This is a genomic window from uncultured Sneathiella sp. (assembly GCF_963973085.1).
Classification (GTDB): domain Bacteria; phylum Pseudomonadota; class Alphaproteobacteria; order Sneathiellales; family Sneathiellaceae; genus Sneathiella.
Genome location: NZ_CAXAXA010000002.1, coordinates 712,255 through 737,528, shown reverse-complemented (window position 1 = coordinate 737,528; position 25,274 = coordinate 712,255). Strand labels below are relative to the sequence as shown.

22 protein-coding genes are annotated in these 25,274 nt (G+C 53.5%); 7 read left to right on the top strand and 15 right to left on the bottom strand.

Annotation, left to right across the window (positions count from 1 at the left end):
* Positions 1-10 precede the first annotated feature (10 nt).
* From AACZ19_RS07860 to folK, 6 genes are all read right to left on the bottom strand, one after another.
* Positions 11-751: a pyridoxine 5'-phosphate synthase gene (locus AACZ19_RS07860; protein WP_339632691.1), complete on the bottom strand. Its 741-nt coding sequence runs from the start codon at positions 749-751 to the stop codon at positions 11-13.
* On the bottom strand, positions 748-1,368 hold the full coding sequence (locus AACZ19_RS07855; RefSeq protein WP_339632689.1) for a DUF2062 domain-containing protein: 621 nt from the start codon (positions 1,366-1,368) through the stop codon (positions 748-750). The genes AACZ19_RS07860 and AACZ19_RS07855 overlap by 4 nt, the downstream gene beginning before the upstream one ends.
* 27 nt (positions 1,369-1,395) lie before the next feature.
* Positions 1,396-1,983 carry an orotate phosphoribosyltransferase gene (gene pyrE, locus AACZ19_RS07850; RefSeq protein ID WP_339632687.1) on the bottom strand — a complete coding sequence of 196 codons (588 nt, stop codon included), beginning with the start codon at positions 1,981-1,983 and terminating at the stop codon, positions 1,396-1,398.
* 29 nt (positions 1,984-2,012) lie between these two features.
* Positions 2,013-4,163 (bottom strand): bifunctional (p)ppGpp synthetase/guanosine-3',5'-bis(diphosphate) 3'-pyrophosphohydrolase, encoded by a 2,151-nt coding sequence (locus tag AACZ19_RS07845; RefSeq protein WP_339632685.1) that lies wholly within the window; start codon positions 4,161-4,163, stop codon positions 2,013-2,015.
* 153 nt (positions 4,164-4,316) lie between these two features.
* Entirely contained in the window at positions 4,317-4,724 is a 408-nt protein-coding gene (gene rpoZ, locus AACZ19_RS07840; RefSeq protein WP_339632682.1) for a DNA-directed RNA polymerase subunit omega, read from the bottom strand.
* 129 nt (positions 4,725-4,853) lie between these two features.
* A complete protein-coding gene (folK, locus tag AACZ19_RS07835; RefSeq protein WP_339632679.1) occupies positions 4,854-5,372 on the bottom strand; it encodes a 2-amino-4-hydroxy-6-hydroxymethyldihydropteridine diphosphokinase in 519 nt (172 codons plus the stop codon).
* 181 nt (positions 5,373-5,553) lie between these two features.
* Here folK and AACZ19_RS07830 point away from each other — a divergent pair, with 181 nt between their 5' ends.
* Positions 5,554-6,159 (top strand): NYN domain-containing protein, encoded by a 606-nt coding sequence (locus AACZ19_RS07830; RefSeq protein ID WP_339632677.1) that lies wholly within the window; start codon positions 5,554-5,556, stop codon positions 6,157-6,159.
* A gap of 27 nt (positions 6,160-6,186) precedes the next feature.
* Here AACZ19_RS07830 and AACZ19_RS07825 read toward each other — a convergent pair whose 3' ends face one another.
* Positions 6,187-6,849: a hypothetical protein gene (locus AACZ19_RS07825; protein ID WP_339632675.1), complete on the bottom strand. Its 663-nt coding sequence runs from the start codon at positions 6,847-6,849 to the stop codon at positions 6,187-6,189.
* 314 nt (positions 6,850-7,163) lie between these two features.
* Here AACZ19_RS07825 and AACZ19_RS07820 point away from each other — a divergent pair, with 314 nt between their 5' ends.
* On the top strand, positions 7,164-8,522 hold the full coding sequence (locus tag AACZ19_RS07820) for a DUF2235 domain-containing protein (RefSeq protein WP_339632673.1): 1,359 nt from the start codon (positions 7,164-7,166) through the stop codon (positions 8,520-8,522).
* 6 nt (positions 8,523-8,528) lie between these two features.
* On the opposite strand, the gene smpB is transcribed toward AACZ19_RS07820, so the two are convergent.
* Together smpB and dapA are read right to left on the bottom strand one after the other, a co-directional pair.
* Positions 8,529-8,981, bottom strand: coding sequence for an SsrA-binding protein SmpB (gene smpB, locus AACZ19_RS07815; RefSeq protein ID WP_339632671.1), 453 nt, complete (start codon positions 8,979-8,981; stop codon positions 8,529-8,531).
* A gap of 20 nt (positions 8,982-9,001) precedes the next feature.
* Positions 9,002-9,880: a 4-hydroxy-tetrahydrodipicolinate synthase gene (gene dapA / locus AACZ19_RS07810; protein WP_339632669.1), complete on the bottom strand. Its 879-nt coding sequence runs from the start codon at positions 9,878-9,880 to the stop codon at positions 9,002-9,004.
* 266 nt (positions 9,881-10,146) lie between these two features.
* On the opposite strand from dapA, the gene pepN reads away from it, so the two are divergent.
* The 5 genes from pepN (at position 10,147) to AACZ19_RS07785 (ending at position 17,669) form a co-directional block, all read left to right on the top strand.
* On the top strand, positions 10,147-12,783 hold the full coding sequence (gene pepN / locus AACZ19_RS07805) for an aminopeptidase N (protein ID WP_339632667.1): 2,637 nt from the start codon (positions 10,147-10,149) through the stop codon (positions 12,781-12,783).
* Between the two features lie 94 nt (positions 12,784-12,877).
* A complete protein-coding gene (locus tag AACZ19_RS07800; RefSeq protein ID WP_339632665.1) occupies positions 12,878-15,037 on the top strand; it encodes a transglycosylase SLT domain-containing protein in 2,160 nt (719 codons plus the stop codon).
* 83 nt (positions 15,038-15,120) lie between these two features.
* Complete coding sequence (locus AACZ19_RS07795; protein WP_339632663.1) at positions 15,121-15,807, top strand: haloacid dehalogenase type II; 687 nt, start codon at positions 15,121-15,123, stop codon at positions 15,805-15,807.
* A gap of 22 nt (positions 15,808-15,829) precedes the next feature.
* Positions 15,830-16,690: an alpha/beta hydrolase gene (locus AACZ19_RS07790; RefSeq protein WP_339632661.1), complete on the top strand. Its 861-nt coding sequence runs from the start codon at positions 15,830-15,832 to the stop codon at positions 16,688-16,690.
* Positions 16,674-17,669, top strand: a complete 996-nt coding sequence (locus AACZ19_RS07785; protein WP_339632659.1) for a threonine/serine dehydratase — start codon at positions 16,674-16,676, stop codon at positions 17,667-17,669. The genes AACZ19_RS07790 and AACZ19_RS07785 overlap by 17 nt, the downstream gene beginning before the upstream one ends.
* On the opposite strand, the gene AACZ19_RS07780 is transcribed toward AACZ19_RS07785, so the two are convergent.
* The 6 genes from AACZ19_RS07780 to fliM all read right to left on the bottom strand — a co-directional run bounded on the left by AACZ19_RS07780 (position 17,663) and on the right by fliM (position 25,272).
* The gene (locus AACZ19_RS07780) at positions 17,663-21,352 is read right to left on the bottom strand and encodes a hypothetical protein (RefSeq protein ID WP_339632657.1); all 3,690 of its coding nucleotides are present in this window, start codon (positions 21,350-21,352) and stop codon (positions 17,663-17,665) included. The genes AACZ19_RS07785 and AACZ19_RS07780 overlap by 7 nt on opposite strands.
* Position 21,353: 1 nt before the next feature.
* Positions 21,354-22,076: a flagellar motor protein MotB gene (locus AACZ19_RS07775; protein WP_339632655.1), complete on the bottom strand. Its 723-nt coding sequence runs from the start codon at positions 22,074-22,076 to the stop codon at positions 21,354-21,356.
* Positions 22,073-22,798, bottom strand: coding sequence for a hypothetical protein (locus AACZ19_RS07770; protein ID WP_339632653.1), 726 nt, complete (start codon positions 22,796-22,798; stop codon positions 22,073-22,075). The genes AACZ19_RS07775 and AACZ19_RS07770 overlap by 4 nt, the downstream gene beginning before the upstream one ends.
* Before the next feature lie 135 nt (positions 22,799-22,933).
* Positions 22,934-23,629, bottom strand: coding sequence for a hypothetical protein (locus AACZ19_RS07765; RefSeq protein WP_339632651.1), 696 nt, complete (start codon positions 23,627-23,629; stop codon positions 22,934-22,936).
* Between the two features lie 13 nt (positions 23,630-23,642).
* Entirely contained in the window at positions 23,643-24,134 is a 492-nt protein-coding gene (locus AACZ19_RS07760) for a DUF6468 domain-containing protein (protein ID WP_339632649.1), read from the bottom strand.
* 1 nt (position 24,135) lies between these two features.
* The gene (fliM, locus tag AACZ19_RS07755) at positions 24,136-25,272 is read right to left on the bottom strand and encodes a flagellar motor switch protein FliM (protein WP_339632647.1); all 1,137 of its coding nucleotides are present in this window, start codon (positions 25,270-25,272) and stop codon (positions 24,136-24,138) included.
* Positions 25,273-25,274 lie beyond the last annotated feature (2 nt).

Here is a 25,274-nt window from a genome sequence, read left to right as displayed (position 1 = left end):
CTTTACTGCCTTATGCTACGGCCTGACGGGCTTCGTCCATTAACCGCCGCATCTTGCCAATGGCTGTTTCCAGTCCGGTGAAGATCGCCTCGCCAATCAGAAAATGGCCGATGTTAAGCTCGACAATAGTCGGAATCGCGGCAATCGGGCTAACGGTGCCAAAAGTCAGGCCATGGCCGGCATGGCATTCAAGGCCCAGTTCCTCGGCGAGCGCCGCCGCCTTTTGAATTCGCTCAAATTCGCTCTGCCGTTTCGCCGGATCCTCTGCATCGCAATAGGCACCGGTATGGATTTCGACGATATCCGCGCCGATCTTCTTTGCCGCCTCGATCTGGAACGGGTCTGCCTCGATAAAAAGCGATACCCGTATATCCGCATTCCTAAGGCTTTCGACATAATGCTTGAGCGTATTATGACCGCCAGCGACATCCAGACCGCCTTCTGTCGTCCGTTCCTCCCGCTTTTCCGGAACGAGACAGCTCGCGTGGGGCTTATGATCAAGCGCGATCGCAAGCATTTCTTCCGTAGCCGCCATCTCGAAATTGAGCGGAATAGTCAGTTCCCTAGCGAGACGGGTAATGTCGCCATCGCTGATATGGCGGCGGTCCTCACGTAAATGAGCCGTGATACCATCCGCGCCCGCCGCCTCGGCGATCCGTGCGGCACGGAGCGGATCCGGATGGACTCCGCCGCGCGCATTGCGAATGGTCGCCACATGATCGATATTCACTCCCAATCTCAGCTTTTTCATTTATCCTTCACTCCAAATTTTTTCCGGCTTTTGAACTGCTGATTTAATTTTCGCGCCTGCGCCGCGATGATCAGCTGCGCCCTTTTCTCCTGAAATCTACGGATCAATGCCTGCAATGGATAGAAAAAAATGATCCAGACCAGAATGGAGACCGGCAGGCAGGCGAGCAACATAGGGTGAATGACGTCAAAGAAGATATGGGAAACACTCCCCCAGTCTCCCGCCCAGAGACCATCGAAAAAGGTTGCGAGACTGGCGTCCGGAAATTTTGCATGTTCCGGATCGTCCCCGAGCATCCAGCGACCCATTTTATAGAGCATTGTCCAGATAAGCGGAAAAGTCCAAGGGTTGCCCACTGCTGTGCCAAGGGCAGACGCCAGAATACTCGCCCGGAACACCCAGGCAAGCAGGGCGGCAAGGACAAAATGCAGGCCTAACAGGGGCGTAAAGGAAACGGCGGCGCCAAACGCGAAACCTGCCGCCAAGCTGTATGGGGAGCCTTTCAGCCGTGCAAGACGGTACCCGACATACTTCGAAGACCGCCGAAAGCCAGCCGTCGGCCAGACAAATTCCGACAGTTGCCTTATTCTTGTTGATTTAGTTCGACGTCGAAACATTCCGGCAAGTCTTCGTTTAAGAAAAGATCACTTCAGGTTACGGCTACCGGGCTTTATCGCCGGGGTGCCGGCAAGCTCAGGCGGCAGCTTATCCGGCTCATAGCTATTAACTTCCAGTTCCATCAACGAGATCAGCGGCACACCGACATCCGCCGTGCCGTTGGACCGGTCAATCAGGCAAGTCGCAGCCACGACCACTCCGCCTGCCGCGCGGATCGTGTCGATACATTCACGGCTGGATTTTCCGGTCGTGACAATATCTTCCGACATGATGACACGGGCCCCTGGCTCAAGGGAGAAACCCCGCCGAAATGTAAACACCCCGTCCTCGCGCTCTGTAAAGATACCCGGAACATCTAGCTGGCGGGCCAGTTCATAGCCGACGATTACCCCGCCCATGGCCGGCGCCACGACAATATCAACGGCATTCTCTCCAATTGACGCCGTAACCTTGTCGGCAAGGGCGCGACAGAGCGCTGCGGCGCGATCAGGGTACATCAGGACTTTGGCCGATTGAAGATAACGATCAGAATGCAGCCCCGAACTCAGCAGAAAATGCCCTTCCAGCAACGCATTCGTTTCCCGGTAATGGGCCAGGATTTCTTCCTCTGTCATACTTACCCTTTCTCTTAAAGCCAGCCTGATTAGCCTGCCGATCTTTCAACGGAACTGATAACCGGATCGGCCCGCAGTGCCGCAATTATATTGGTCAAATGCCGGACATCCTTTACCTGAATATCAATCAGCATCTCAAAAAAATCCTGACTGCGATTGACGATGGTTAGATTGTTTATATTGCCGTTATTTGACGCAATAGTCGAGGTGACACCCGAGAGAGCGCCCGGTTCATTTGCCATAATAATGGAGACACGTCCGACGGGATGGGCCGCCTGCTGATTATCTTCGTCCCACGACACATCGAGCCAGCGCTCCGGCACCTCTGCGAACTGTTCAAGCGTGTCACAGTCAATAGTATGAATTGTAACGCCGCGTCCTGTACTGACAATTCCCACAATACGGTCGCCCGGAAGCGGATGGCAGCATCCGGCAAGATGCATTGCCATGCCGGGAATAAGTCCCCGGATCGGCACCGCGTGTGTGCTCTTGCCAACGGATTTCGATTTCGCCTGCTTAAGCGTGACGACATTGTCAGATTCCGCCTGCCGTTTTTCACCGGGGAAAATAACCTCGATTAATTGCCGCCCGGTGCGCGTACCGTCGCCCAGCATGGAATAGACATCATCGATATTTTCCTGGTTCCATACTTTAACAGCAGTCTGTAGCGCCTTTTCAGCAAACCGTTTTCCTTCAACACGAAAAGCTTTCTCTGCAATTGCCTTGCCAAGCTCGACATACTGGCCGCGCTGTTTCATTCGCGTAAACCGGCGAATGGCCGAGCGCGCCTTGCCGCTCACAACGAAGCTCTCCCAGGTCGGGGATGGAGTCTGGTTTTTCGAGCGGAGTATTTCCACCTGGTCGCCATTGCGAAGCGGTGTCCTAAGCGGCACAAGCCGACTGTTAATCTTGGCGCCGACGCAGGTATTGCCGACATCCGTATGGACGGCGTAGGCAAAATCAACAGGGCTGCTGCCCTGCGGCAAGGAAATCAGATCGCCCTTGGGGGTAAAGCAGAAGACCTGATCCTGAAACATGCTAAGTTTCGTATGTTCCAGGAACTCGTCCGGATCGACCGTGTTCTCAAGGATTTCAAGCAGTTCGCGAAGCCAGCGATACTGCTTTCCCTCTTTGACATTTTCGAGATTTTCCTTGTATTGCCAATGGGCGGCGACACCATACTCATTCGTCTGGTGCATCTCCTTCGTGCGGATTTGAACCTCAATACGCTGCTTCTCAGGACCGATAATCGTCGTGTGAATGGAGCGATAATTGTTCCGCTTCGGGATCGAGATATAATCCTTGAACCGCCCCGGCACCATGGAATATTTCGCATGCAGAACGCCTAGGACGTGATAACACTCCTGCACTGAATCGACGACAACGCGAAATGCGATGATATCGGCGAGCTGTTCGAAGGAGACATTGTTCTTCTCCATCTTGCGCCAGATGGAATAGAAGCGTTTCTCCCGACCGTATATTTCGGCCTCTATCCCGGCGTCAGCAGCGTCTTTTTTGAACTGCTCGACAATCCGTTCGACCAGGTCCTCTCCTTCCGCCCGCAAATATTCCAGGCGCCGTTTGATCGATTTTCGGGCCTCATTGTTCAGTTCAATAAAGGCAAGATCTTCCAGATCGTCACGGAAACTCTGCATGCCGATGCGCTCGGCAAGCGGCGCATAAATTTCCATCGTCTCTGTGGCAATGCGTTTGCGTTTTTCAGGACTCTTTATGAAATGGAGGGTGCGCATGTTATGTAACCGGTCCGCCAGCTTGACCAGCAACACGCGGATATCGTTCGACATTGCAAGGAGAAGCTTGCGAAAATTCTCCCCTTGCTTGGTCCTGTCGGACTGCAGCTCAATTTGCGAGAGCTTGGTGACGCCATCGACAAGCGCTGCGATCTCGCTCCCGAATATCTCCTCGATCTGCTCTTTCGTGGCGACAGTATCTTCAATTGTGTCGTGGAGAAGTGCTGTTACGATCGTCGCCGTATCCAACTTCAGCTCGGTCAGGATACCGGCCACTTCTATAGGATGAGAAAAATACGGGTCGCCGGAGGCACGCACCTGGCTGCCATGAGCTTTGACCGTAAAAATATAAGCCCGGTTTAGAAGATCCTCGTCAGCCTGAGGGTCATAGCTTAGAACACGATCAACAAGTTCAACCTGGCGCAGCATCAGCAATCAAAGGACCAGCGATAGCCGCTCCCCTCCTGCTGAAACAATAAATCCGGGCGGAAACTAATAAGGACACTAAAACTCAAATTCGCTGATCCCGGCATTTCCCGTTTTATTATGGGTGTTAAATGCCGGGCTTTACATTTGTTCCGGTCAATTGTCAGCGAACGGGTCATCGGCATCGGTTTCTGCTGCCGGAGTATCCTTTACCTCAGTGGCGCCGACTTCATCGGCGGAGAGAGTCTCAACCTCAGTGTTTTCCTGAATGACCCCGGCCCATTCATTGCTGGCGCTCATCAGGGCAGCCATATTGTCTTCTTCAGGTTCGTCAACCTCGACGCGGCGCTGCAATGAATGCACAAGATTATTTTTGAGCTCATCAAGCTCAATCGTACCATCACCGATCTCGCGCAAGGAGACGACAGGGTTCTTGTCGTTGTCCCGATCGACGGTCAGCATGGAACCTGCCGCAATTTCCCGCGATCGCCGTGCAGCAAGCAAAACGATCTCGAAACGGTTAGGAACTCTCTCAACGCAATCTTCAACGGTGACGCGTGCCATTTAAAATAACTCCAATTGTCTGTGATTTAGAGTATTACATATAAGCTTGCATACAGGATGGCAAGTCAAAGTAACATAAAAAAGTCCTTGAAAAGGGGCACTTTTCGGGCGCTGCGTCGTTTTTCGGCATCAACTGGGTAAATCCGCCACCCCGATAATATCAAAAGCCTGTTCTGACGGCAGCCCTGAGAGCAATTCTTGCGCCTGCAAATTGCTGACCGGATGGCGCCATTCGGGCGCAATTTCCGCAATCGGGGCAAGCACAAAAGCACGTTCCTGCATTTGCGGATGCGGCAGGACGATCCCTTCGTCCTGATCCCTGTTCTCCGTCACAAGATCACGAAAGGTAAGCAAATCCAGATCAAGCACGCGCGCTTCCCATTTCTTGCGTCGGACCCGTCCGAACTCATCCTCAATTCTGTGCAATGTGGCCAGAAGTTCATCCGGCGTCATATCTGTCGCCACCGAAATAACCGCATTGGCGAACCATGGCTGGTCTGATACCGGCACCGGGGCAGTTCGATACCAGCTAGACTGATGTATGAGAGTTACGAAATTTGCAATTTCACGCACGGCCGCCGCCAGTGTATTCACCGGATCCCCATGTTGCGGATGTGGCATATTTGCCCCTAAAGCAATCAATATCACCTATAAATTTCCCCAGAAATCACTAAAAAGCCCAGATTTTCGCACTTTTTTAACATATTAAAAGAGACCGCGTGCATTTCTTGTCTAGAGAAGTGTAAATTATTTTGCTATTGATTAAAGATTAGGGAGCGAAAGCAAACAAACTAAATAATTATTTGTAATATTGAATGCGGAAACGGTAATGCCTTTTTACTCCGAGGAACGTATAGCTCTATTCATTGATGGCTCAAATTTATACGCTGCCGCAAGGGCCCTTGGTTTCGACATTGATTATAAAAGACTGCTGAGCGAATTCGCCTCGCAAGGAAGGCTCGTTCGCGCATTCTACTACACCGCTCTCATTGAAGATCAGGAATATTCCCCTATCCGCCCGCTCGTCGACTGGCTCGACTATAACGGTTATACGATGGTCACGAAGCCGACCAAGGAATTCACTGATTCAACCGGACGGCGGAAATACAAGGGTAACATGGATATCGAGCTTGCCATCGACATGATGGAGCTTGCGAAACATATCGACCATGCGGTGCTGTTCTCAGGTGACGGCGATTTCCGCCGCCTCGTTGAATCGATTCAACGGCAAGGCGTGCGCGTTACCGTCGTCAGCACGGTAAAATCCCAACCGCCCATGATTGCCGACGAACTCCGCCGACAGGCAGATTTCTTTATTGAGCTCAAGGACATGGAGAATAAGGTCGGACGTGCTGTCAGTCAGAAAAGCGACCCAGACTACGAAGAATTCCCTGGCGAATTTGACCCCTATGAGGATGCCGAGGAAATCGCCTAGCTTGCGACCGTTCCCCGGCAAATTTCGTTACTGCCTTAGTTTATTCAGCTCGTCGGTTACTTTCACGCCAAGATCCATTATCCCTGTCGTTGCGCTCTGTTGCCAGTCACCATCAAAAACGGCAGCGTGCTTACCAACTGTTTCGTTAAAAACCGTGAGCCCTTCTGCCATCGGTCCTTCTGTGGCCGATATGGAGACCTCTGCCTTATTATGAAGTCCCAGTTCCCAAAATCCCCACTCAATCCATGACCAGAACTGAATAACTTTCACCTCTACCGGAATGGCTTTGTCGAACTCAGGATTACCGGGTTCAAGAACCCGATACCCCGCCGCGCGAAACGCGTTTTCAAGTGCAGGCTTCATGATTCCGGCGACGGTCTGATTTTCCGGGAGAACCACATCACCCAGCGCCTTCCCGTATGAATTCCGCTTTCTGGCAAATGCCCGTGCTTTTATGGAATCATTGTTAATCTCGTCTTCGGAAAGAGAGGGGATATCGGGAGTTGTCGGCCTGAACTCGAATAGCCGGCTATCAGTGACGGACACAAGTTTGACATCCACCCCATTTACGGGATTTGCGATACTTTCTGGCGGATCGATAGAGACCGTGCTACGATCCACCGCGCAAGCGGACAGCCCCATCAAGAAAGTCATTGCCAGAAGTAATCTGGTCCTTCGAATAACAGTCATATGCCTATCCCTCTTTTACTTTAATACGAAACTAGTTACTATATTTCTCGTAAAAGATGTTATAGGTGCATAAAAAAGGCTTATGGGGCAAGCAGAAAGATCGCAATAATTATATAACCTTGGTAAATTTCCGAAATTACACCGAATTTTTCATAAGACGACGGAAACTAAAGGCGCTACAATAGCGTAGGTGCTCTTGCTAAGAATGCTCCCAATAGATCAAAAAAGTCTCTTGTTTCGTATCAATTTTCAATTTCGTTGACGTCTTCTGCACTCGGCTTGCTATAATAGTCGGAATTGAAGAGGGGGAAGTTATGGCCCGAAGACTTGTGGTCCTGAGTGACGGCAGCTGGATTGCCCCGCAGTTCAGAAGCAAAAACAGGCGCGTTCCCGGAAACGCAACGCTCGCCTATCACTGCATTGGTGAACAGGACCAGAACGGTGTACCCCAAATCCGATACCAGCATGATATCGCGGCGAAACCCTCCCTTTCTCGGCACCTGATGCAGCGCACCTTCGGCCTTGGAATGAAAGCGGAGATCATTGAGTGCTATACTTTTCTGTCAGAGAATTACCAAGATGAAAAGGACGAAATTTTCTTCTTTGGCGCAGGGCTCGGCGCCTTCAACATTCGGCGCCTTGCGGACCTGATCGACAAGGTGGGATTACTCCCTCCGGAAAAGTTGAACCTGCTGCCAGAAGCCTATGAATACAGCCAGATCCCGGTAGAGGCGCTCGAAACGCCGGGAGCAAAAAGCCTTGCCGAGCATTTGCCGGCCCGGCCAGTCCGGATCCGTTTCCTCGGTTGCTGGGACACTGTTGGCAGTCATGGCTTGCCGTTGCCGGGGCTGAACCGTATCTCGCAAAGCTGGATGATGTATCATGATCACAAGATCAACGCCAATGTCGAGGCGGCTTATCAGGCCCTCGCCCTTGATGAACGCCGCAGCCGGTTCAAGCCCGGCCTCTGGACCGGTGCCCACTCGCCCGACCTTAGAGCTGTCGAACAGGTGTGGTTTCCCGGTTCCCATGAAAATGTCGTTGGCGGCCGCCGCGACAGCCGTCTCTCGGATATTGCGCTCCGCTGGATGCTGGATCGCGCCACGGAAAACGGGCTGAGTATTGATTTAGAACGGCTGGAGGAACTGTCAGCGCCCGATATTCATGGCAAAATCGCCATGAACCGACGCAAGCTGTTCGGTGTTCCCCTGCCCTTCAAGAAACCCTTCAATCGACCTGTCGGCCAGTCCATAAGGGATTTTCCGCCAGAAATGGGGCTGGAACCGGAAAAACTTCACGAATCCGTCCTGCAACGACGGGAATTGGACCCAAAATACCGCCCACGCCAGCTTGCCAGCCTTGACGATAGCGATTTGCCGCTTTACCGGGAGCGCATGGACGAAGAGCAGAACAAGCGGCGCCATCCACGCCAGAAAATAGACTGGCCGGGGTTCATTATCACCAATGATTCCAAGATGAATGTCAGTCTGGTGGATTACAGCCGGACGGGCGCTAAAGTCTGGTTTCAGGGGAAGCTACCAACCGGGACATCATTGGTCCTGCAGTCTTCCCGCGCCTTTTCAGACGGGCTTAAAAGCCGCGTTGTCTGGGCCAAGGATAACTTCCTCGGCCTGGAATTCACTAGCCCGCTCCCACAGGAAGCCGTCATTTAGCGCTGTCTAGACCTGGGTTTTGAGCAACCGCTGCTTTTCGCGGTTCCAGTCGCGCTCGCGTTCCGTAGCCCGTTTGTCATGCTGCTTCTTGCCCGAGGCCAGCCCCACCTTGACTTTGACGATGCCGCGATCATTGAAATACATCGATAGGGGAACCAGGGTCTTGCCGGCCTTCTGTATCTGGCCGGCAATCTTCTTGATTTCCTTCTTATGCATCAAAAGCTGTCGCGGACGCAGCGGTTCATGGTTATTGCGGTTTCCATGACCATATTCAGCGATATGGGAATTGATCAGGTACAGGCCGTCATTTTCAAAAGACGCATAGGCATCCTGAATGTTCGCCCGACCGGCCCGCAGGCTTTTCACCTCCGTGCCGAGCAGGATCAGGCCCGCCTCAAACTCCTCATGAATGAAGTAGTTGTAGCGGGCCTTCCGGTTTTCCGCGATATTCCGGCCCATTACCTTATCCGTCCCGATCCTTAATTGAGAATGCCCGCATGGCGCATCGCCGCCTCGATTTCCCGCCTGGACTCTTCCTTGAAGACGGGAATGATGGGCAAGCGAACATCCGGCTTGCATTTGCCAAGCAGTGACAACGCATATTTAGTCGGTGCCGGGCTGGATTCAACAAACAATGCCTTATGCAACCAAATGAGCCGATCCTGAATCTCGATCGCTGTGTCATGGTCACCAGAAAGGCTGGCCTCCTGCATCTGGGAAACCAGGTCCGGCGCAACATTGGATGTCACCGATATACAACCATTGCCGCCTTGCGCGTTATAGCCAAGGGCAATGGGGTCATCCCCGCAAAGCTGGTTAAACTCATGTCCGCAATGTAAACGCTGCAGGGCGGCACGCGACACATCCCCGGTCGCATCCTTGACACCGACAATATTTTCAAGCTTGGCGAGACGGCCCATGGTTTCCGGCGTCATGTCAACGATGGATCGACCTGGAATATTGTAAATATAGATCGGGATATCAACGGCATCGTTGATCGCCTTGTAATGCGCATACATGCCTTCTTGCGTCGGCTTGTTGTAATAGGGCATGGCAATCAGGACCGCATCCACACCCGCTTCTTTCGCATGCTTCGACAAGCGGATTGCCTCCACGGTATTGTTCGACCCTGTCCCCGCCATAACCGGGACCCGGCCTTTTGCCACTTCGACGCACAGCTCCACAACGCGGTCATGCTCAGGATGGCTAAGCGTGGGTGACTCGCCAGTTGTCCCGGTCGGAACAAGCGCCTTCGTTCCGGATTTTATTTGCCAGTCACAGAGGGATTGAAACGATTTTTCATCCACGCGCGCTCCATCGAAGGGAGTAACAAGCGCTGTGATCGATCCTCTAAACATGACAAAGTCCTTAAATGCTGTTTCTGGTTTCTATACTATGTTCGTGAACAGGAGAGCCTTTTCTGTTTCTAGTCCTCACTTCCCGGTCAACGAACGCCTGATTTATAGGCATGATGTCCGGCAAGGCAAGAGGTAACTGCAGTTTCAGGCCACCATCGCTGCTAATTAGGGCTTTTTTGCAGAATATTCATTTTTCAGCAGGCCTTGATCGCGGTCACATTCCGGTTATCTTTAAGGGAGTTGTTCTTTCAGTAAAGGTATGCCCCTTGTCCACCACAACCTCCCAGCCTGCAACCATTCATCTCAAAGATTATAAAGAGCCCGATTTCCAGATTAAGACGGTTAATCTGACCGTTGAACTTGGTGAGGAGACAACCCTTATCACGTCCCGGCTAACCTTGGAGAGAAACAACGCAACAGCAGAAAAACTGGCGCTGAACGGGGAGCACCTGAAGCTTGTCTCGGTCGCGATAAACGAGAAAACGCTTACCCCCGACGAGTATGAGCTTTCAGACAAGCTGCTCAGCCTCCCCGTACCGTCAAGCCTGAACGAGTTGACTCTCGAAATCGTGACGGAAACCAGACCGCAAGACAACACCGCGCTTGAGGGGCTCTATAAGTCGAGCGGAAACTTCTGCACCCAATGCGAGGCACAGGGCTTCCGGCGGATCACTTTTTTTCTCGACCGACCGGATGTGATGGCCGTTTATACGACTACGATTATTGGCGATGCAAACCATTATCCGGTGATGCTCTCAAACGGGAACCTGACGGAGAAGGTGACGCTCGTCGACGGACGGCAATCGGTGACATGGCACGATCCGCACCCGAAGCCCGCCTATCTCTTTGCGCTCGTCGCCGGCGATCTTGCCTGTGTCGAAGACAGCTTTGAAACCCGGTCCGGACGGAATGTAAAACTGCAAATTTTCGTTGAAAAGGGCAATGAAGATAAATGCGATCATGCCATGGTCTCGCTCAAGAAGTCGATGAAATGGGATGAGGAGAAATACGGCCGGGAATATGACCTCGATATCTTCATGATCGTCGCGGTCAGCGATTTCAACATGGGCGCGATGGAGAACAAGGGCCTCAATGTCTTCAACTCTAAATATGTGCTGGCCTCTCCCGAGACCGCGACGGATGCGGATTTTGACGGGATCGAGAGCGTCATCGCCCATGAGTATTTCCATAACTGGACGGGCAATCGCATCACCTGCCGCGACTGGTTCCAGCTTACCTTAAAGGAAGGGCTGACCGTGTTCCGCGATCAGCAGTTTTCCGCTGACATGAACTCCGCCGCGGTGCAGCGGATCGGCGATGTTCAGCGCTTGCGCGCTGCACAATTCCCGGAGGATGCCGGCCCCCTCGCCCATCCGATCCAGCCGCAAAGCTATGTCGAGATCAACAACTTCTATACCGCCACCGTTTATGAGAAGGGCGCGGAAGTCATCCGCATGATCCACACCCTGCTCGGCGAAGAGAAATTCCGCAAGGGAATGGACCTCTATTTCGAAAGGCATGACGGACAGGCGGTCACCACGGAGGAATTCGTCTCGGCGCTTGAAGATGGCTCCGGCGTTGACCTCACCCAGTTCCGCCGCTGGTACATAACCCCAGGTACCCCTGAAATCACGGTGAGTGAGAGTTTTGACGAAAAAAGAAAGACTTACAGCCTTTCTTTCACGCAAGAAAATACTAAGGCTGGCGATGACTTCAAGCCCCTGCATATTCCCCTGAAACTTGGTCTCCTGGATGATGAGGGAAGGTCCATTGCCTTTCCCGACGGCCCGTTCAAGGGAAGGGCTGAAGCGGTTTTCAGCCTGACAGAAAAGACGCAGAATATTACCTTCTCCGGCCTTGCCAGCCGCCCGCAAAGCTCGCTCTTTCGCGGATTTTCCGCGCCTGTCAAAATCAGGCAGGATATGGAGGATAGCGCCCTCGCTTTCCTTTTTGCGAAAGACGAGGATCTTTTCAACCGTTGGGATGCGGGGCAACGCCTTGCCAGCAACATTCTGCTCAAACAGATAGAACATGGCACGACAGCCGACAATGCTGACTTGCCTGCCCCCTTTCTAGATGCGTTCACAGATATACTGGACGACAAGGACCTGGATCGCGCCTTCACGGCCTCGGCGCTTACCCTGCCGGGCGAGCAGGATATTGCGCAGAAAATGCAAGTCGTCGAAGTGGACGCCATCCATGCGGCAAGAGACGCTGCCCGGCGGAAGCTTGGTCTTACCTTTGAGGATACCTGGCGTCAGGTTTATGACGATTGCGCCAATGCACCCTCCCCCAATAACCAGCCGCAAAGCAGCAGCCGCAAGCTCAAAAACACCGCGCTGCATTACCTGATCGCGACAGGGCGGGAAGAATATTACGCACTGGCAAAGAAACAGTATCATGAGAGCGACAACATGACGGATCGCGTTGCCGCACTTACCGGGGTAAGTGACATCACTCATTCTATCCGCGATGAAATGTTCGCCGATTATTTTGAAAAATGGCAGAAGGACCCGCTGATCGTCGATAAATGGTTCTCGCTTCAGGCCATGGCAACACGGCCGACGACGATCGCTGATGTGAAGGCCCTGATGCAGCATCCGGCGTTCACCCTGAAGAACCCGAACCGCCTGCGGTCCCTGATCGGGGCCTTCGCATCCGGCAACCCGGTCTATTTCCACGACAAGAGTGGTGACGGCTATCGTATCCTGTCCGATGTGATTGCAGAGCTGAACAGGACGAACCCGCAAATCGCCGCCCGCCTTGTCGTTCCGCTTGGGCAATGGCGCCGGTATGACACGGATCGACAGGAGCTGATGAAAGGGGAACTGGAAAAAATCCTGAATTTGCCGGACTTGTCTGATCATGTTTACGAAATGGCAAACAAAAGTCTGCATAATTAACGAAATTAACCATGTAATCTGGTATTATGCACAATCTGCAGAAACAGAATGGGGAGCAGTTTTAACATCGTCGTTTAAAAGATCGGTTTGAGTAATGGCAAAAGAGTTCGCCTTCGTGGCGCTGATAACCTGGACACTGCTGAATACAACGCCGCTACTGGCGGCCGGAAATGCAGGTCTGGACAATTCCCGACCCGCGCCGGGCGGAGCCATGAACACCGAAGATGTGCCGCTGCCACTGGCCAAGCCGGAAATCGGCGCGCTTGCCTTTCTGCATACGGATTTGCCCCCGCTTCCACTGAAGCGCCCGATTGGCATTCAGTTGCCCCCGCATCCCCTGGCGACGGGACTGCTAAGCGCCCGTGATTATAAGATTTACAAGGATGCCTTCGCCGCTGCGGATCTGCGCCAATGGAACAAGGCGCGGGAAATTGCCGCGCGGGCGAAATACAGGCTACCCGCCAAGATCATCGACTGGCGCTATATGTCGGCCTATCGAAATTTTGCGACATTCGACCAGATCGCCGCCTTTATCGACAGCAATCCCGACTGGCCGCTTCAGCAAACCCTGCGCCGCCGGGCCGAAGAAGCCTTGAGCGAGCCGATTAGCACCCAGCGCACCCTTGACTGGTTCAGCGAACATCGGCCCCTGTCCGGCATTGGCATGTACCGCTATGGAGAGGCGCTGATGGCGTCAGGCAGAACGGAAGAAGCGGTGAGCTGGATCCGACAGGCCTGGCATATCGGTGACTTATCTGCCCTGCTCGAGAAAGAAATTATCAGAAGCCACAGCGATATTCTTCGCAAAACCGACCACGAACAACGCCTTGACCATCTGCTTTGGGAACGGGAGGCGACAGCCGCAAAACGCATGTTCCCATATGTCAGTGACGGAATGAAAAAGCTTGCTGTGGCCAGAATCAGCCTGATGCGGAGAACAGGCAATGTCGATAAGGCGGTTCGCGACGTTCCCGGCGAATTACAAAACGATCCCGGCTTATTATTCGAGCGAACGAAATGGCGGCGACGTAAGGCGCTGGACGAAGAATCCCGCGAGCTTCTGCTTGATGTTGATGAGACGGCGCCGCGCGCTGACATCTGGTGGCAAGAACGCCACATACAGGCCCGTAACCTCCTGGCAAAAGGCCATATTACCGAAGCCTACAACCTCGCAAGCCAACACGGCCTGCAGGATGGCGCGGATTTCGCTGCCGCCGAGTTTCTAGCGGGCTGGATTAGCCTTCGCTTCCTTGGAGATGGCGAAGTTGCACTTCAGCATTTCATCAAGCTTTACGAGAATGTCAGCTATCCGATCAGCCGCGCGCGCGGCGCTTACTGGATTGGCCGCGCCAAGGCATCGCTCGGCGATACGGTCATGGCAAAATACTGGTACGATGTCGCGGCCAGGTACTACACGACCTATTACGGCCAGATGGCCCTGCATGAGCTAGGAAAGACTAAATTACCCTCGATCCCTGTCATAACGCCAGCGAAAGTCCCGGAAAACGCTGCCAATAGCGACGATGAACAGATATTGATTATCCACCATCTCGCCGAACTTGGCATGCCAAAATGGGCTCGTCCCTTCCTGCTCGAAATGGCGGAAAAGGCGGAAAGCGAGGAAGACTATGTGGCGGTTGCCGCCCTTGCGAAGCATATCGGCCGCCCGGACTTCGCCATTGCCATCGCCAAGCGCGCTTCCCAGCTCGGAACGGAGCTGACAGAGATAAACTGGCCGACGCCTCAACTCGCAATCAATAATCCGCCGATTGAGCCCGCTCTGATGCTGGCGATTACCCGGCAGGAAAGCGCCTTTGCCGCGGATGCGATTTCCTGGGCAGGAGCCCGCGGCCTGATGCAGCTTATGCCGGGAACCGCGAGGGCCGTTTCACGTCAGTTAAAGGTCAGCTATTCGGAACCCCTTTTAACTGCCGATCCCACATATAACACATTACTCGGCAGTTCCTATCTCGCCGGGCTGATAGAGGATTTCAACGGCTCATACGTGTTGGCGATTGCCGCCTATAACGCCGGACCATCCAATGTGCGGCGCTGGCTGAAGGAATGGGGTGACCCGCGTGCAGGCGATATCGACATGATCGACTGGATCGAGTTTATCCCCTTCTCGGAAACCCGGAACTATGTCCAGCGAGTTATCGAGAACCTTCAGGTATATCGGGAGCGACTGGCCCGTGACGAGGGCAGCGTCCTCAGAATCAGCGAAGATATCAACCGCGGCATCGCCACGCATTAGTTCCGGTCATTCTTCGCTTGCATTGGCGGGCTAATTGTCCAACATACAAAATGGCGCTTTGCTGACAGAAAGACTGGTTCATAATGACCCTGAAACTCGATCACATTAAAGCCTGTGTCTTCGATGCCTATGGCACGTTATTTGATGTCAACGCCGCTGCCCGTGCGGAGCAAGCAGCCCTTGGTGACAAATGGGAGGAAATTGCCAATATCTGGCGACTGAAACAACTTCAGTATAGCTGGCTTCGCAGCCTGCAACAGCGTCATACGGATTTTTGGGAGGTGACAGGCGATGCCCTTGATTTTGCCCTCGCCAGTGTAAAACTTGACGATTCTGCCCTTCGGGACCGGTTGATGAACCTTTATCTCACCCTATCTGCCTATCCAGAGGTGCAAGAGACTTTGCAAAAGCTTCAGACCGGTGGCATCAAATGCGCCATTCTTTCAAACGGCTCGCCAAAGATGCTCGCCGCTGCCGTCGAGAACGCGGGAATCGGTCCCTTTCTGGATGGCATTTTCTCGATTGAGGAGGTTGGCATCTATAAACCCGACCCGCGAACATATCAGCTGGCCGTGGACCGGTTGAGTGTCGGTCCTTCGGAGATTTGTTTTTTATCCTCTAACGGATGGGATGCCTATGGCGCAAAAGCATTCGGTTTCAATGTCCTCTGGTGCAACCGTTTCGATCAGGCGGCGGAGCGATTGCCCGGCACACCGGATGGCCAGATAAAATCTCTCGCCGAATTACCTGCGTTTATTGGTGTCACATAAAATCAGGGAAATTATTTCGCTTATGTCTTTTGCAGAAAAATACTACCAGTCCCAGGATAATCTTAATTTATATTACAGGGAATATGGTTCAGAAGAAGACGCCTGCCCCCTCCTCTGCCTGTCCGGCCTAACCCGCAATTCCGCCGACTTTCACAGCTTCTCCGAGCGATATTCAAAAAACCGCAAGGTATATGCGCTTGACTATCGCGGACGCGGAAAGTCGGACCGCGATGCCGATTACAAAAACTATAACCCGCAAGTTTATCTCGGCGATATATACAGCTTTCTGACATCCGTCGGGATAGAGCGGGCTTTGTTCGTCGGCACCTCCCTTGGCGGTCTGATGACCATGGCCATGGCGGGGTTCGCAAAGAACTTCATTGCCGGCGCCATCCTCAACGACGTCGGACCGGAAGTTGATAAGTCCGGCAGTGCCCGCATCCTCGACTATGTGGGAAAAGATGTCCGCTTTTCCAGCCTGGAAGAAGCCGCCGCAAAGCAAAAGGAGCAATATATCGGTGCCTATCCCGACCTTAGCGACGAGGACTGGCTTGGACAGGCAAACACGACCTTCTCCTATGATCAAACGGCGAAAAACTACTGTCTCAATTATGACCTCAATCTTAGCAAGGCCCTGGCGGAACAGCTGAACTCAAACGAGCCGGTCGATCTCTGGCCGTTTTTCAAGGCCCTCGGCGACATCCCGACTCTCGCCATTCGGGGTGCCCTTTCCGATGTACTCAGTGACACAGTGTTTATGCGCATGAAGTCCGAAAACCCGAATATGGAAACGGTGGTTTTGAAAAACAGGGGTCATGTGCCTCTCCTGAACGAACCCGAACTCCTGCCTGTACTGGATAAGTTCATTGATCGAATTCGATAAAACCCCATCCTATCAATCGGTGCGCGATGCAGCAACACGGCTTCGCGGAATTGCCCTTCGCACTCCCCTTCTGGAGTCGCGTGCCCTCAATGAGAAGATGGGCGGGCGCCTGTTCCTGAAATGCGAAACCCTGCAACATACAGGCTCGTTCAAGTTTCGCGGCGCATATAATACATTAAGCCGCCTTAACGCGGCGCAGAAAGCCGCCGGTGTCATTGCCTATTCCAGCGGAAATCACGCACAAGGCGTCGCTTTATCTGCGAAAATGCTTGGCATTCCGGCAACCATTCTCATGCCCGAGGACTCGCCCCAGATCAAGTTAGCGAATACTCGCGAATACGGCGCATCTGTCATTACTTATAACCGCACGAACGAGTCGCGAGAGGAAATCGGCGAGAAAATAGCCCGGGATCAAAACCTTACGCTGATCAAACCCTATGATAATTATTTCGTTATTTCAGGCCAGGGAACCGTTGGCATTGAGATCGCAGAGCAGCTGGAGGCTCGAAAAGTCCGCGCCGATATCTGCGTTGCCCCGGCGGGCGGCGGCGGCCTTATCGCGGGCACATCCCTTGCCCTCCGGGAATTGAGCCGAGCAACAAAAACCTACGCGGCGGAGCCCGAATTCTTTGATGATACGGCCCGGTCGCTGGCCCTGGGCAACCCCGTTTCCAACGATGCGGGACATAAAAGTATCTGCGATGCGATCGTGACGCCAACCCCCGGCAAGATCACTTTCGGGATCAATCGGCTAACCCTATCCGGTGGCCTTGTAGTGAGTGATGAAGAGACGAAGGCGGCCATGCGCGCCGCCTTTCACTATTTCAAATGCGTGATAGAACCGGGCGGCGCTGTCGCCCTTGCTGCGCTTCTCTCCGGCAAGCTTGATGTTCAGGGGAAAATCGCGGTTGCCGTTGCCTCTGGCGGCAATGTCGATCCATCACTCTACAGTGACATCCTAAGGGAATCCGATCAGTAGGTCGCCCAGAACTGCCCGTTCTCAAGCTTTTCCCGATAACCGGTCATGAAGGATTCCAACTGGCCGACCTGCGCAATGACAGTTGCCCGTTGGCGGAAGTCCGTCTCGGAAGGATCATTCTGCTCCGTAATCAGATCGAATGCCGCCTGGTCCGGGGTTTCCACCATCCGGTCGCGATATTTTGCGCGCATTCTCTGGATGCCCGCTTTATCATCTGAAAGGTTGCGGGCGACGGCGAGCTGCATGATCCGTTGCCGGTCCAGCCGCTCGAAATCCGTTTGCGTAGTACTTCCGCCATTGCCGATCAGTTTCTCGATCGCCGGAATGGCCGCGGCCCAGTTTTTCGATTTCCAGTAAATTTCCGCGCGTAGTTCATCCGCCTCAAGACTGCGATCTGATGCAATGATGGCAAGGGCTTCCTTGTAATGCTGCAATCCGGCCTGCGCTCTTGCCTCGATATGCAGCCGTTCCTTCTTGGCTTCCGGCGAAAGTTGACGCCAGCGGGTATCATAGAGAACGCGAAGGGCTTCTTCTGGCTTGTTGTTCCACAGATGAACAACGGCGAGCTTGGTGCCTGCATTCGCCTTTTCCAGTCCTTTCAGGCGGAAATTGACCTGATGCTCCAGAAGCTGGGCCGCCTGTTCCAGCAAATCAACACGGGTGAGCCGGTCCGCGAGTATCTGGATCATCTGGTCACCACGATCTCCGACAGGGGTCAACTCCCGGTACTGGTAATAGATCGCCAGCGCCTTGATTGGTGGCAGCTCATCTGCCCCACCGTCCAGAAAGAGATCGGTAAAGAGTTCATTCATCTTCCGCCCCAAATCCCGCGAATAGGGCGAGTCTGGAAAATGACGGACAATGCGTTTATAGGTTTCAAGCCCGTTGCCAATCTGGCCGGTGGCCACATAAAGATCCCCAAGCCGTTTCTGGACATCGACTTCCAGCTCATCCCCGCGCCAGGCAAAATCAAGCTTTTCAAGTTCGCCAATGGCTTGCTCTGGATTGATCAGCTTGGCGACCAGCTCGACATTGATCTTGTCGAACCGGGCTTTTTCGGTAATCGGGCGATAGCCGGCCTTTATGGCGTCGGCAAATTTCGCGGATGCCGTCGGAAAATCGCTGATCTGAAAGGCGAGAACCCCTTCAAGATAGGCTTTTTCTGCTTTCTGAGCCTTCAGCTTTGGTGCTTTTACCTGTTCAAGGACCTGTTTTCCTAGGTTCACATCGACATTCTCCAACGCGACACGGGCTCGTAGCAGACGGAAATGATCAGCCCATTCTTTCTCGAACACATCAAAGGCCGGAGCGGAATAATTCAGCTCCTGTGCGGCGCGTTCCCAATTGCCGAGGCCGACGGAAACCGCACCCCGCCAAGGCGCAACTTCCACATCCCCTTCGAAATCATCATGATAGAGATTGATTGCTGCCGCGTCATAGCGATGCATCCCGAGCTCCGCAAGCCCGTTCAAAAGGCGATACTCGCGGTCCTTCTCAATTTTCGGATAATGCCGGTTGAGTTCCGCAAGCACACCAAGCGCTTCAGCATAATATTTATGACCGATGAAATATTTCGCGAGCGACATATTCGCATCGCGCTTTTCCTTTTTCGGCGCGATTGCCGCCGCTTTCTGCAATTCCTGCTTGCGAATATTAAAAAGGAGCGGATTAACCTGTCTCCATTCCGCCAGCTTGACGAACTGCGCCATTTCAATTTCCGGGGTCGGGTAGATTTCCTCGCCGGGCTTTTTCGAAACCTCTCGCGGTTCATTCTTCGCTGCCGCGAATTCATTGGAAATTGCCGTAATGGCGAGGCCATTTTGCTCCTGCCCGATACGAATATCCGCCGCCGTAGATTTAAGCGCAATCCCCTGCAGCGATGGCAGGATCGTAATGCTGTTGAAAACACGGGCCGACGGTATGCCCCAGCCCGCCGCATTCAGCGGCATCGCCACGAGGTCATCACCGGAGGTCGGATCGGTAAAGCGAATTTCCCGGCCATTGTCCACGGCGGGAATAAACGCCCTGAATTCGGATGCAGATATCCCTTGCGTCTGGATGCTGAGCGGATGTTTTACGCTGGACTGCGTATCCAGTTGAAAATCCACCTGCCATTCATCATTAGCCTTGTTGACGATCGGCTCGTAGCCCTCGCGGAAATTAAAACGCAGGAGTGTCGCTGTATCTTCCTCCATCTGCCGGGCGCTCGTGACAAGAAATTTATACGGGCCGGAAAGATTTCGGAAATCCACCTCGATCGGCTGGTCAAAAACCACCCAATGCGCCCCGCCACTTTCAAACATGGCCATGGCCGCCGGTGTCTTCCACGGAAAGATCAAACGGAAGCCGTCTTTCAAGTTTGCGATCTCGATTTCGAGCTTTGATTTCAACGGCGCCTCTGCGGGCTTAACGACAACCGGTGCCACTTCAATCGCCTTGGGCTCACTTGTCATTTCCGGCCGAACCGCGGCCTCTTCCTTTGGCGGCTCTGACACAACCGGCTTTTCTTCAGCCGGGGGATCCAGTACGACGGTGGGGCCAATCGGGGCGATGGCTGAACCGGATGCCAGCGAGGTAAACGTCTTGGGTTGTGCATCAATCTGCGCAGAAGCCATGACCACACCTGTGTTTTTAACAGGCTGCGGCGCGGCGATTTCTGTGGTGCGGGTATCGATCGGCGCTGGTTCCGGTAAAGGCGTCACCACCGCCACTTCTTTTTCCGGCGCGCGCTCAATGACGGGTTGCGGCTGTGCCTTCGGCTTATTCAATGTCATGGCGTTCGCGCTGGTTGTTGTTTTCTCCTCAACCACCTCTTCGGACAAGATCTCCGGCTTCTTCTCAACCGGCTTCGCAATCTCTTTCTCAACCTTTGGCGCAGCGGCAGGTTTGGCCGGTTTAACCTCTGCCGTCTTTACAGGCGCAGGTTCAGGTTCCTTTGGGGCTGAAGCCGCGATTTCCTTGCCCTTGCGAATGTCGAAGACAATGCTTTTCTCATTGCGAAAACTGTTTGCACTGCTGTTGATCGGCAGATCGACTGTGACCTGTGTCTTGCCATTGGAAGTTGTCAAAGTGGCCGCCTTGGCGAATGCCAGCGGATCATTATTGAGAACACCGAGATTGATCTTCGCGAGGCCATCGAAGGTGATCATCAGCTTGTCGCCCGCCGTCCGGCTGCTGTAACCGACATTGGCACTCGGCCAGTCAAACACGATGCGGCTGAAATCGGCGTGATCGCCCGCCCTCAAACGGACGGCAACGGCATCTCCCGAAGATGTCCCGGATTGCAGCGCCGCCGTTTTCCGCATTTCAAGAATAACGGCCGTGCCCTTCTTTTGCGATGCAAAAGTAATATCCCCTTTCAAGGGAAACCGGACAGACTGCTGACCTTCAAGGATTTCGCCCGAGCCGACATAGTTTTCAAGAGCATTCGATGCCGCCGTGAGATCCGTGTCGAACGGCGCTGTAAAACGGATATAGAGATAGCCGTCTTCGACCTCCGCGCTGAATTCCGGCGCGCTTTCCCAATTGAATACGAGCCGTCCGATGCCATCCTTGTCGACCGCTGTCACGGTTACAGGTGCCGCTGCCAGAGCCTCACCACCCAAAAAAGACACCACCAGAACGCAGAGCAGAAAAAACTGCCGCACGGATTTCCTGATCATATATGTTGACGCAATACTCATCTTACTGTCCCCGACCCTCAGCTTCCTGCACGACGATGTCCACACGTCGTGCCAGCACATATTTCCTGTTTTTGTCGTCCACCAATGCCAATTCGCTAAAGCGGGAATCCGCCATCCCGAAAATCCGGATCGGATAGCTGTATCCGGCATACTCAAGCTCCTTCGCAATGGAGAGCGCGCGCGCGAGGGAAAGCGCCCAGTTATTCGGATATTTGGCCGTTGGCGAGGTGATCGGATCCGGGTCCGTATGCCCGTAAACCTCGATCCGGTTATTGATGTGACGGAGCGTCCCGCCGATAATGTCAATAACCTCGGCCACGCTGTTGCTTTCCTTCTCGGTACCCGGCTGGAAGAAATCCTGACCGGCAAGCGAGATCACCAGCCGTTCACTCGCCCGGAAAATCTCGACATTGGCGAGCAGCGGACTTTGCTGCATCTTGCCGTTGAGAATATGCTCCAGATAGGAAAGATCGATGGCTTTCGGCTCATTGATCATCGCCATGTTCTTTTCCGCCTCCCCCGTCTTGGTGACGAGGTCGGTAATGTCGCTCATCTTGTTGCCGAAGGTCTCCGTCAGGGTCTGCCATCTGTCAACCTTGATCTCACTCATGGAGAACAGCAGGACGAAAAATGCCAGCAATAATGCCAGCAGATCGGCAAGCGAGGTCATCCAGGCAGAGCTGTAGTCGCGATCCTTATTGTTGCCCGGAAAAAGAAAATTCATTTCTTCGATGCCTCCGGACGAAACTGATGTTCAAGCGAAGAACGCAGGAAGAAACTGAAATTCACCAAACCGGCATCGCCCGCTGCCATGCCGATTGACAGATTTCGCGACGGCACGCCCCTGTCCATCAGGGTTGCCGCGAGATAGCTCGCCCGAAGGGCCGCAATATCATTGGCCACGTCGTCAACCGCCGGCAAGGCAACGCCCGTTCCGATCAGGATTTCAAGATCCGTTGCCACATTGCCGTTTCTGGAAATGAGAGTGGCGGCAACTTCATTAATAAAGCTGTCAAGTGTCTCGCGAAGCTCCAGGCTGCGATAGGCAAATAGCTGCCGCAGGGGCACGGAAAACTGAAGGCGCGTACCATCCCGGCTCGTATGCGCCTCGACAAGTGGAACAGCGGTCTCGAATACATTTTTGAGCTTGGCATGAAAGGCCTGCGTCCCCTGCTCCTCTCCAGAGAGCTTTTTCTGTCGATCGGCGGGCGTATCCCGGGACAGGCCGTTAAAGGCAACCTGCACGCTCCCGAGAACCGTCCGCACGCGATCTTCCTGCATGACGGATATGGAATGAAGAAAGATGAAAAACGCCAGCAAGAGAAGGTACAACGAGACGAAAATAACGGCATTGACGTTTTTGGGCGTCACCGGTCCCGTCATTGGCTCGATCATGTCGATCACCACCGAATTTCGATTATTATTCGCCTCAGTTTCCAAGCTCATCGCCTATCCGTTCACCCGCGCCATGTGTTGACGCTTCAAGATAGGCAAATTTTACCTGTCAATGGTTAATCAGCCGTAAAGGGCGGTTGTTAAATACGAATTATCGACAAAAGAAATGACATATGTAAAAGGCACTTATCCCTTTTCATCTTCCGTGCCCGGAAGCTGCCGTCTTGTCGCCAGTTCAACGGTTAGTTTGTTGGCCCGATCACTGCTCATGGAGGCAAGAATCGGTGCCATTTTGGATTCCTTGATGTTGCTTGCCACATCGATCAGGATATCCATTTCGAGATTGTTGAAGATCCGCGCCGCATCTTTGGGCTTCATCTTCTCATAGATCTTGACGAGGCTTTCCATCTGCGCCTTTTCCTGCTCATCATGGAGCTTGAGAAGGTCTTCAAGTGTGCCTTCCATTTCCTTCAGCTTCGCGATCTTCTCATCAATCCGCGTTTCCGTCGCCTTCAACAGATTATCCCGCATCTCCAGCTCTTGCTGCTGGCGGTCGAGTTCCGCGCGGCGATCGACGAGGCGCTCAAGAACCGCAATCTCGGCTTGAGAGAACTGACGTTTTTCTGAGGCGTCAACGGCGGCAACTGTGGTTTCCGCCTTTTCCTCTGTATCGGATGCCGCCTCTTCGCCGGTTTCAGTGACTTCGGCTTTTTCCGTGCTTTCCGGTTCTGCTTCTGCCGTGGACTCGCTTGCCTGAACCTCGGCAACCTTCACATCAAAGAGAACGCCCTGGGCATCCGTCCAGACGGCACTCAGTTTGAGACCAAAAATCAGAACAAGCGCAACAACAGTTACGGGTAAAATACGAATATGTTTCATCATGGACTGCTCTGCCTTATGTCGATTTGGTCAGCATGTCTAAAAGTTCTTTTTCAGCATCGGTACGGAATTTCTTCGGCTCCTCCTGAGCGGCGCCGAGAACGACTTCGTCCTCCTCATCATCGAATAGCCCGGCTGGATCATCGACAAAGGTTCCGGTATTCTCGCGTTTTGCGGATGCGGCGACATTCATCTGCAGCCGGTCCGCAATGCGGGTGCTGGACGCGTTGATCAGTTGCAGTTCCTCAATCAGCTCTTTGGCCTGGCTTATCTCATCCCGAAATTGCTTGCCGGTTGTCTGGGCGAGTGATTTAAGTTCGTCCACCCCGACTTTCGATCGAACAAGCGCCTTGTCAAACTCCTCCGTCAGGTGGCGCAGTTCCGCATGAGCATCGCGCATATTCGAAAGTCGCTTGTTCAGGATCGCGCAATAGCCGATAGTCGCCAACAACAGCGCGACGAGAAACAGGTTCAGCAAGAAATCGAGCGGTAAAGCATCCAGCATCATTCTAACCCAATGTTCGTAGTAATTTATCGACCTTCACGGCGATATTCTGGCCCGATCGGCCCATTTTTCCCGACACCATGGAAATCCCACCACAGCGTAATGTCGTCGGACTGGACGGAGAGGCGTTAAACATAACGGTATCCCCAATCCCCAGCTTCAGCACGTCGTTCAGGGACATCTGCTTTTCATCCAGAACGGCCTGAATATCGACTTCAGTTGACCATAGCTCAGTCGCCAGATGGTTCTCCCAGATACTGTCACGGCCAAATTTCTCGCCCATGAACATCTGCAGAAGCAATTCCCTGACAGGTTCCAGCGTGGCGTAGGGCAACAGCATTTCAATACGACCGCCCCGGTCTTCCATATCAATCCGTAATTTGATCAGGATTGCCGCGTTTGCCGGGCGGGCAATCGTCGCGAACCGCGGATTTGTCTCAATACGCTCATGCCGGAAGTTCACCGGGCTCAAAGGTTCAAATGCGCCGGTCATATCGTTGAGGATGACGGACACCATCCGCTCCACCAGGTTGCGCTCAATCGTTGTGTAGGGGCGTCCTTCAATACGCATGGCCGCCGTTCCCCGCCGACCACCAAGCAGCACATCAACGATAGAATAGATCAGGGAGCTTTCGACCATGATCAGGCCATAATTATCCCATTCCTCCGCGCGAAACACACTGAGGATCGCTGGCAGCGGAATTGAGTTCAGATAATCCCCGAAGCGGATCGAGGTAATATTATCGAGACTGACTTCCACATTGTCAGAGGTAAAGTTGCGCAGCGACGTTGTCATCATCCGAACCAGGCGGTCGAAGACAACTTCCAGCATGGGAAGCCGTTCATAGTTGACAAGCGCGGAATTGATAATGGCCTTGATGCCGGAGTTTTCACTGTCCCCGTTCCCGTCCATGTCGAAACCGAGAAGACTGTCGATCTCATCCTGGTTCAGGACCCGCGTGCTGTGACCGCTCATCGCGGCAGCGGATGCGCCTTCTTCATCGCCATCGCCCGCCATTGCCGCAGCCATGTCGTCATCACCGCCCTCATCGGCAGCCATGGCGGCGGCCATGTCCATTTCCCCGTCGTCTTCGGCCGCCATCGCAGCGGCCATGTCCATTTCGTCGTCCTGATCAGACATCA

What these genes read in the sequence shown, in the direction of transcription:
- AACZ19_RS07770 (WP_339632653.1), bottom strand. Translation starts at nt 22,798, where the DNA reads ATGAGCTTGGAAACTGAGGCGAATAATAATCGAAATTCGGTGGTGATC.
- fliM (WP_339632647.1), bottom strand. Translation starts at nt 25,272, where the DNA reads ATGTCTGATCAGGACGACGAAATGGACATGGCCGCTGCGATGGCGGCC.
- AACZ19_RS07765 (WP_339632651.1), bottom strand. Translation starts at nt 23,629, where the DNA reads ATGATGAAACATATTCGTATTTTACCCGTAACTGTTGTTGCGCTTGTT.
- AACZ19_RS07855 (WP_339632689.1), bottom strand. Translation starts at nt 1,368, where the DNA reads ATGTTTCGACGTCGAACTAAATCAACAAGAATAAGGCAACTGTCGGAA.
- AACZ19_RS07800 (WP_339632665.1), top strand. Translation starts at nt 12,878, where the DNA reads ATGGCAAAAGAGTTCGCCTTCGTGGCGCTGATAACCTGGACACTGCTG.
- rpoZ (WP_339632682.1), bottom strand. Translation starts at nt 4,724, where the DNA reads ATGGCACGCGTCACCGTTGAAGATTGCGTTGAGAGAGTTCCTAACCGT.
- AACZ19_RS07790 (WP_339632661.1), top strand. Translation starts at nt 15,830, where the DNA reads ATGTCTTTTGCAGAAAAATACTACCAGTCCCAGGATAATCTTAATTTA.
- AACZ19_RS07780 (WP_339632657.1), bottom strand. Translation starts at nt 21,352, where the DNA reads ATGAGTATTGCGTCAACATATATGATCAGGAAATCCGTGCGGCAGTTT.
- AACZ19_RS07845 (WP_339632685.1), bottom strand. Translation starts at nt 4,163, where the DNA reads ATGCTGCGCCAGGTTGAACTTGTTGATCGTGTTCTAAGCTATGACCCT.
- AACZ19_RS07825 (WP_339632675.1), bottom strand. Translation starts at nt 6,849, where the DNA reads ATGACTGTTATTCGAAGGACCAGATTACTTCTGGCAATGACTTTCTTG.
- AACZ19_RS07775 (WP_339632655.1), bottom strand. Translation starts at nt 22,076, where the DNA reads ATGAATTTTCTTTTTCCGGGCAACAATAAGGATCGCGACTACAGCTCT.
- AACZ19_RS07820 (WP_339632673.1), top strand. Translation starts at nt 7,164, where the DNA reads ATGGCCCGAAGACTTGTGGTCCTGAGTGACGGCAGCTGGATTGCCCCG.
- dapA (WP_339632669.1), bottom strand. Translation starts at nt 9,880, where the DNA reads ATGTTTAGAGGATCGATCACAGCGCTTGTTACTCCCTTCGATGGAGCG.
- AACZ19_RS07760 (WP_339632649.1), bottom strand. Translation starts at nt 24,134, where the DNA reads ATGATGCTGGATGCTTTACCGCTCGATTTCTTGCTGAACCTGTTTCTC.
- AACZ19_RS07795 (WP_339632663.1), top strand. Translation starts at nt 15,121, where the DNA reads ATGACCCTGAAACTCGATCACATTAAAGCCTGTGTCTTCGATGCCTAT.
- smpB (WP_339632671.1), bottom strand. Translation starts at nt 8,981, where the DNA reads ATGGGCCGGAATATCGCGGAAAACCGGAAGGCCCGCTACAACTACTTC.
- pyrE (WP_339632687.1), bottom strand. Translation starts at nt 1,983, where the DNA reads ATGACAGAGGAAGAAATCCTGGCCCATTACCGGGAAACGAATGCGTTG.
- AACZ19_RS07860 (WP_339632691.1), bottom strand. Translation starts at nt 751, where the DNA reads ATGAAAAAGCTGAGATTGGGAGTGAATATCGATCATGTGGCGACCATT.
- AACZ19_RS07830 (WP_339632677.1), top strand. Translation starts at nt 5,554, where the DNA reads ATGCCTTTTTACTCCGAGGAACGTATAGCTCTATTCATTGATGGCTCA.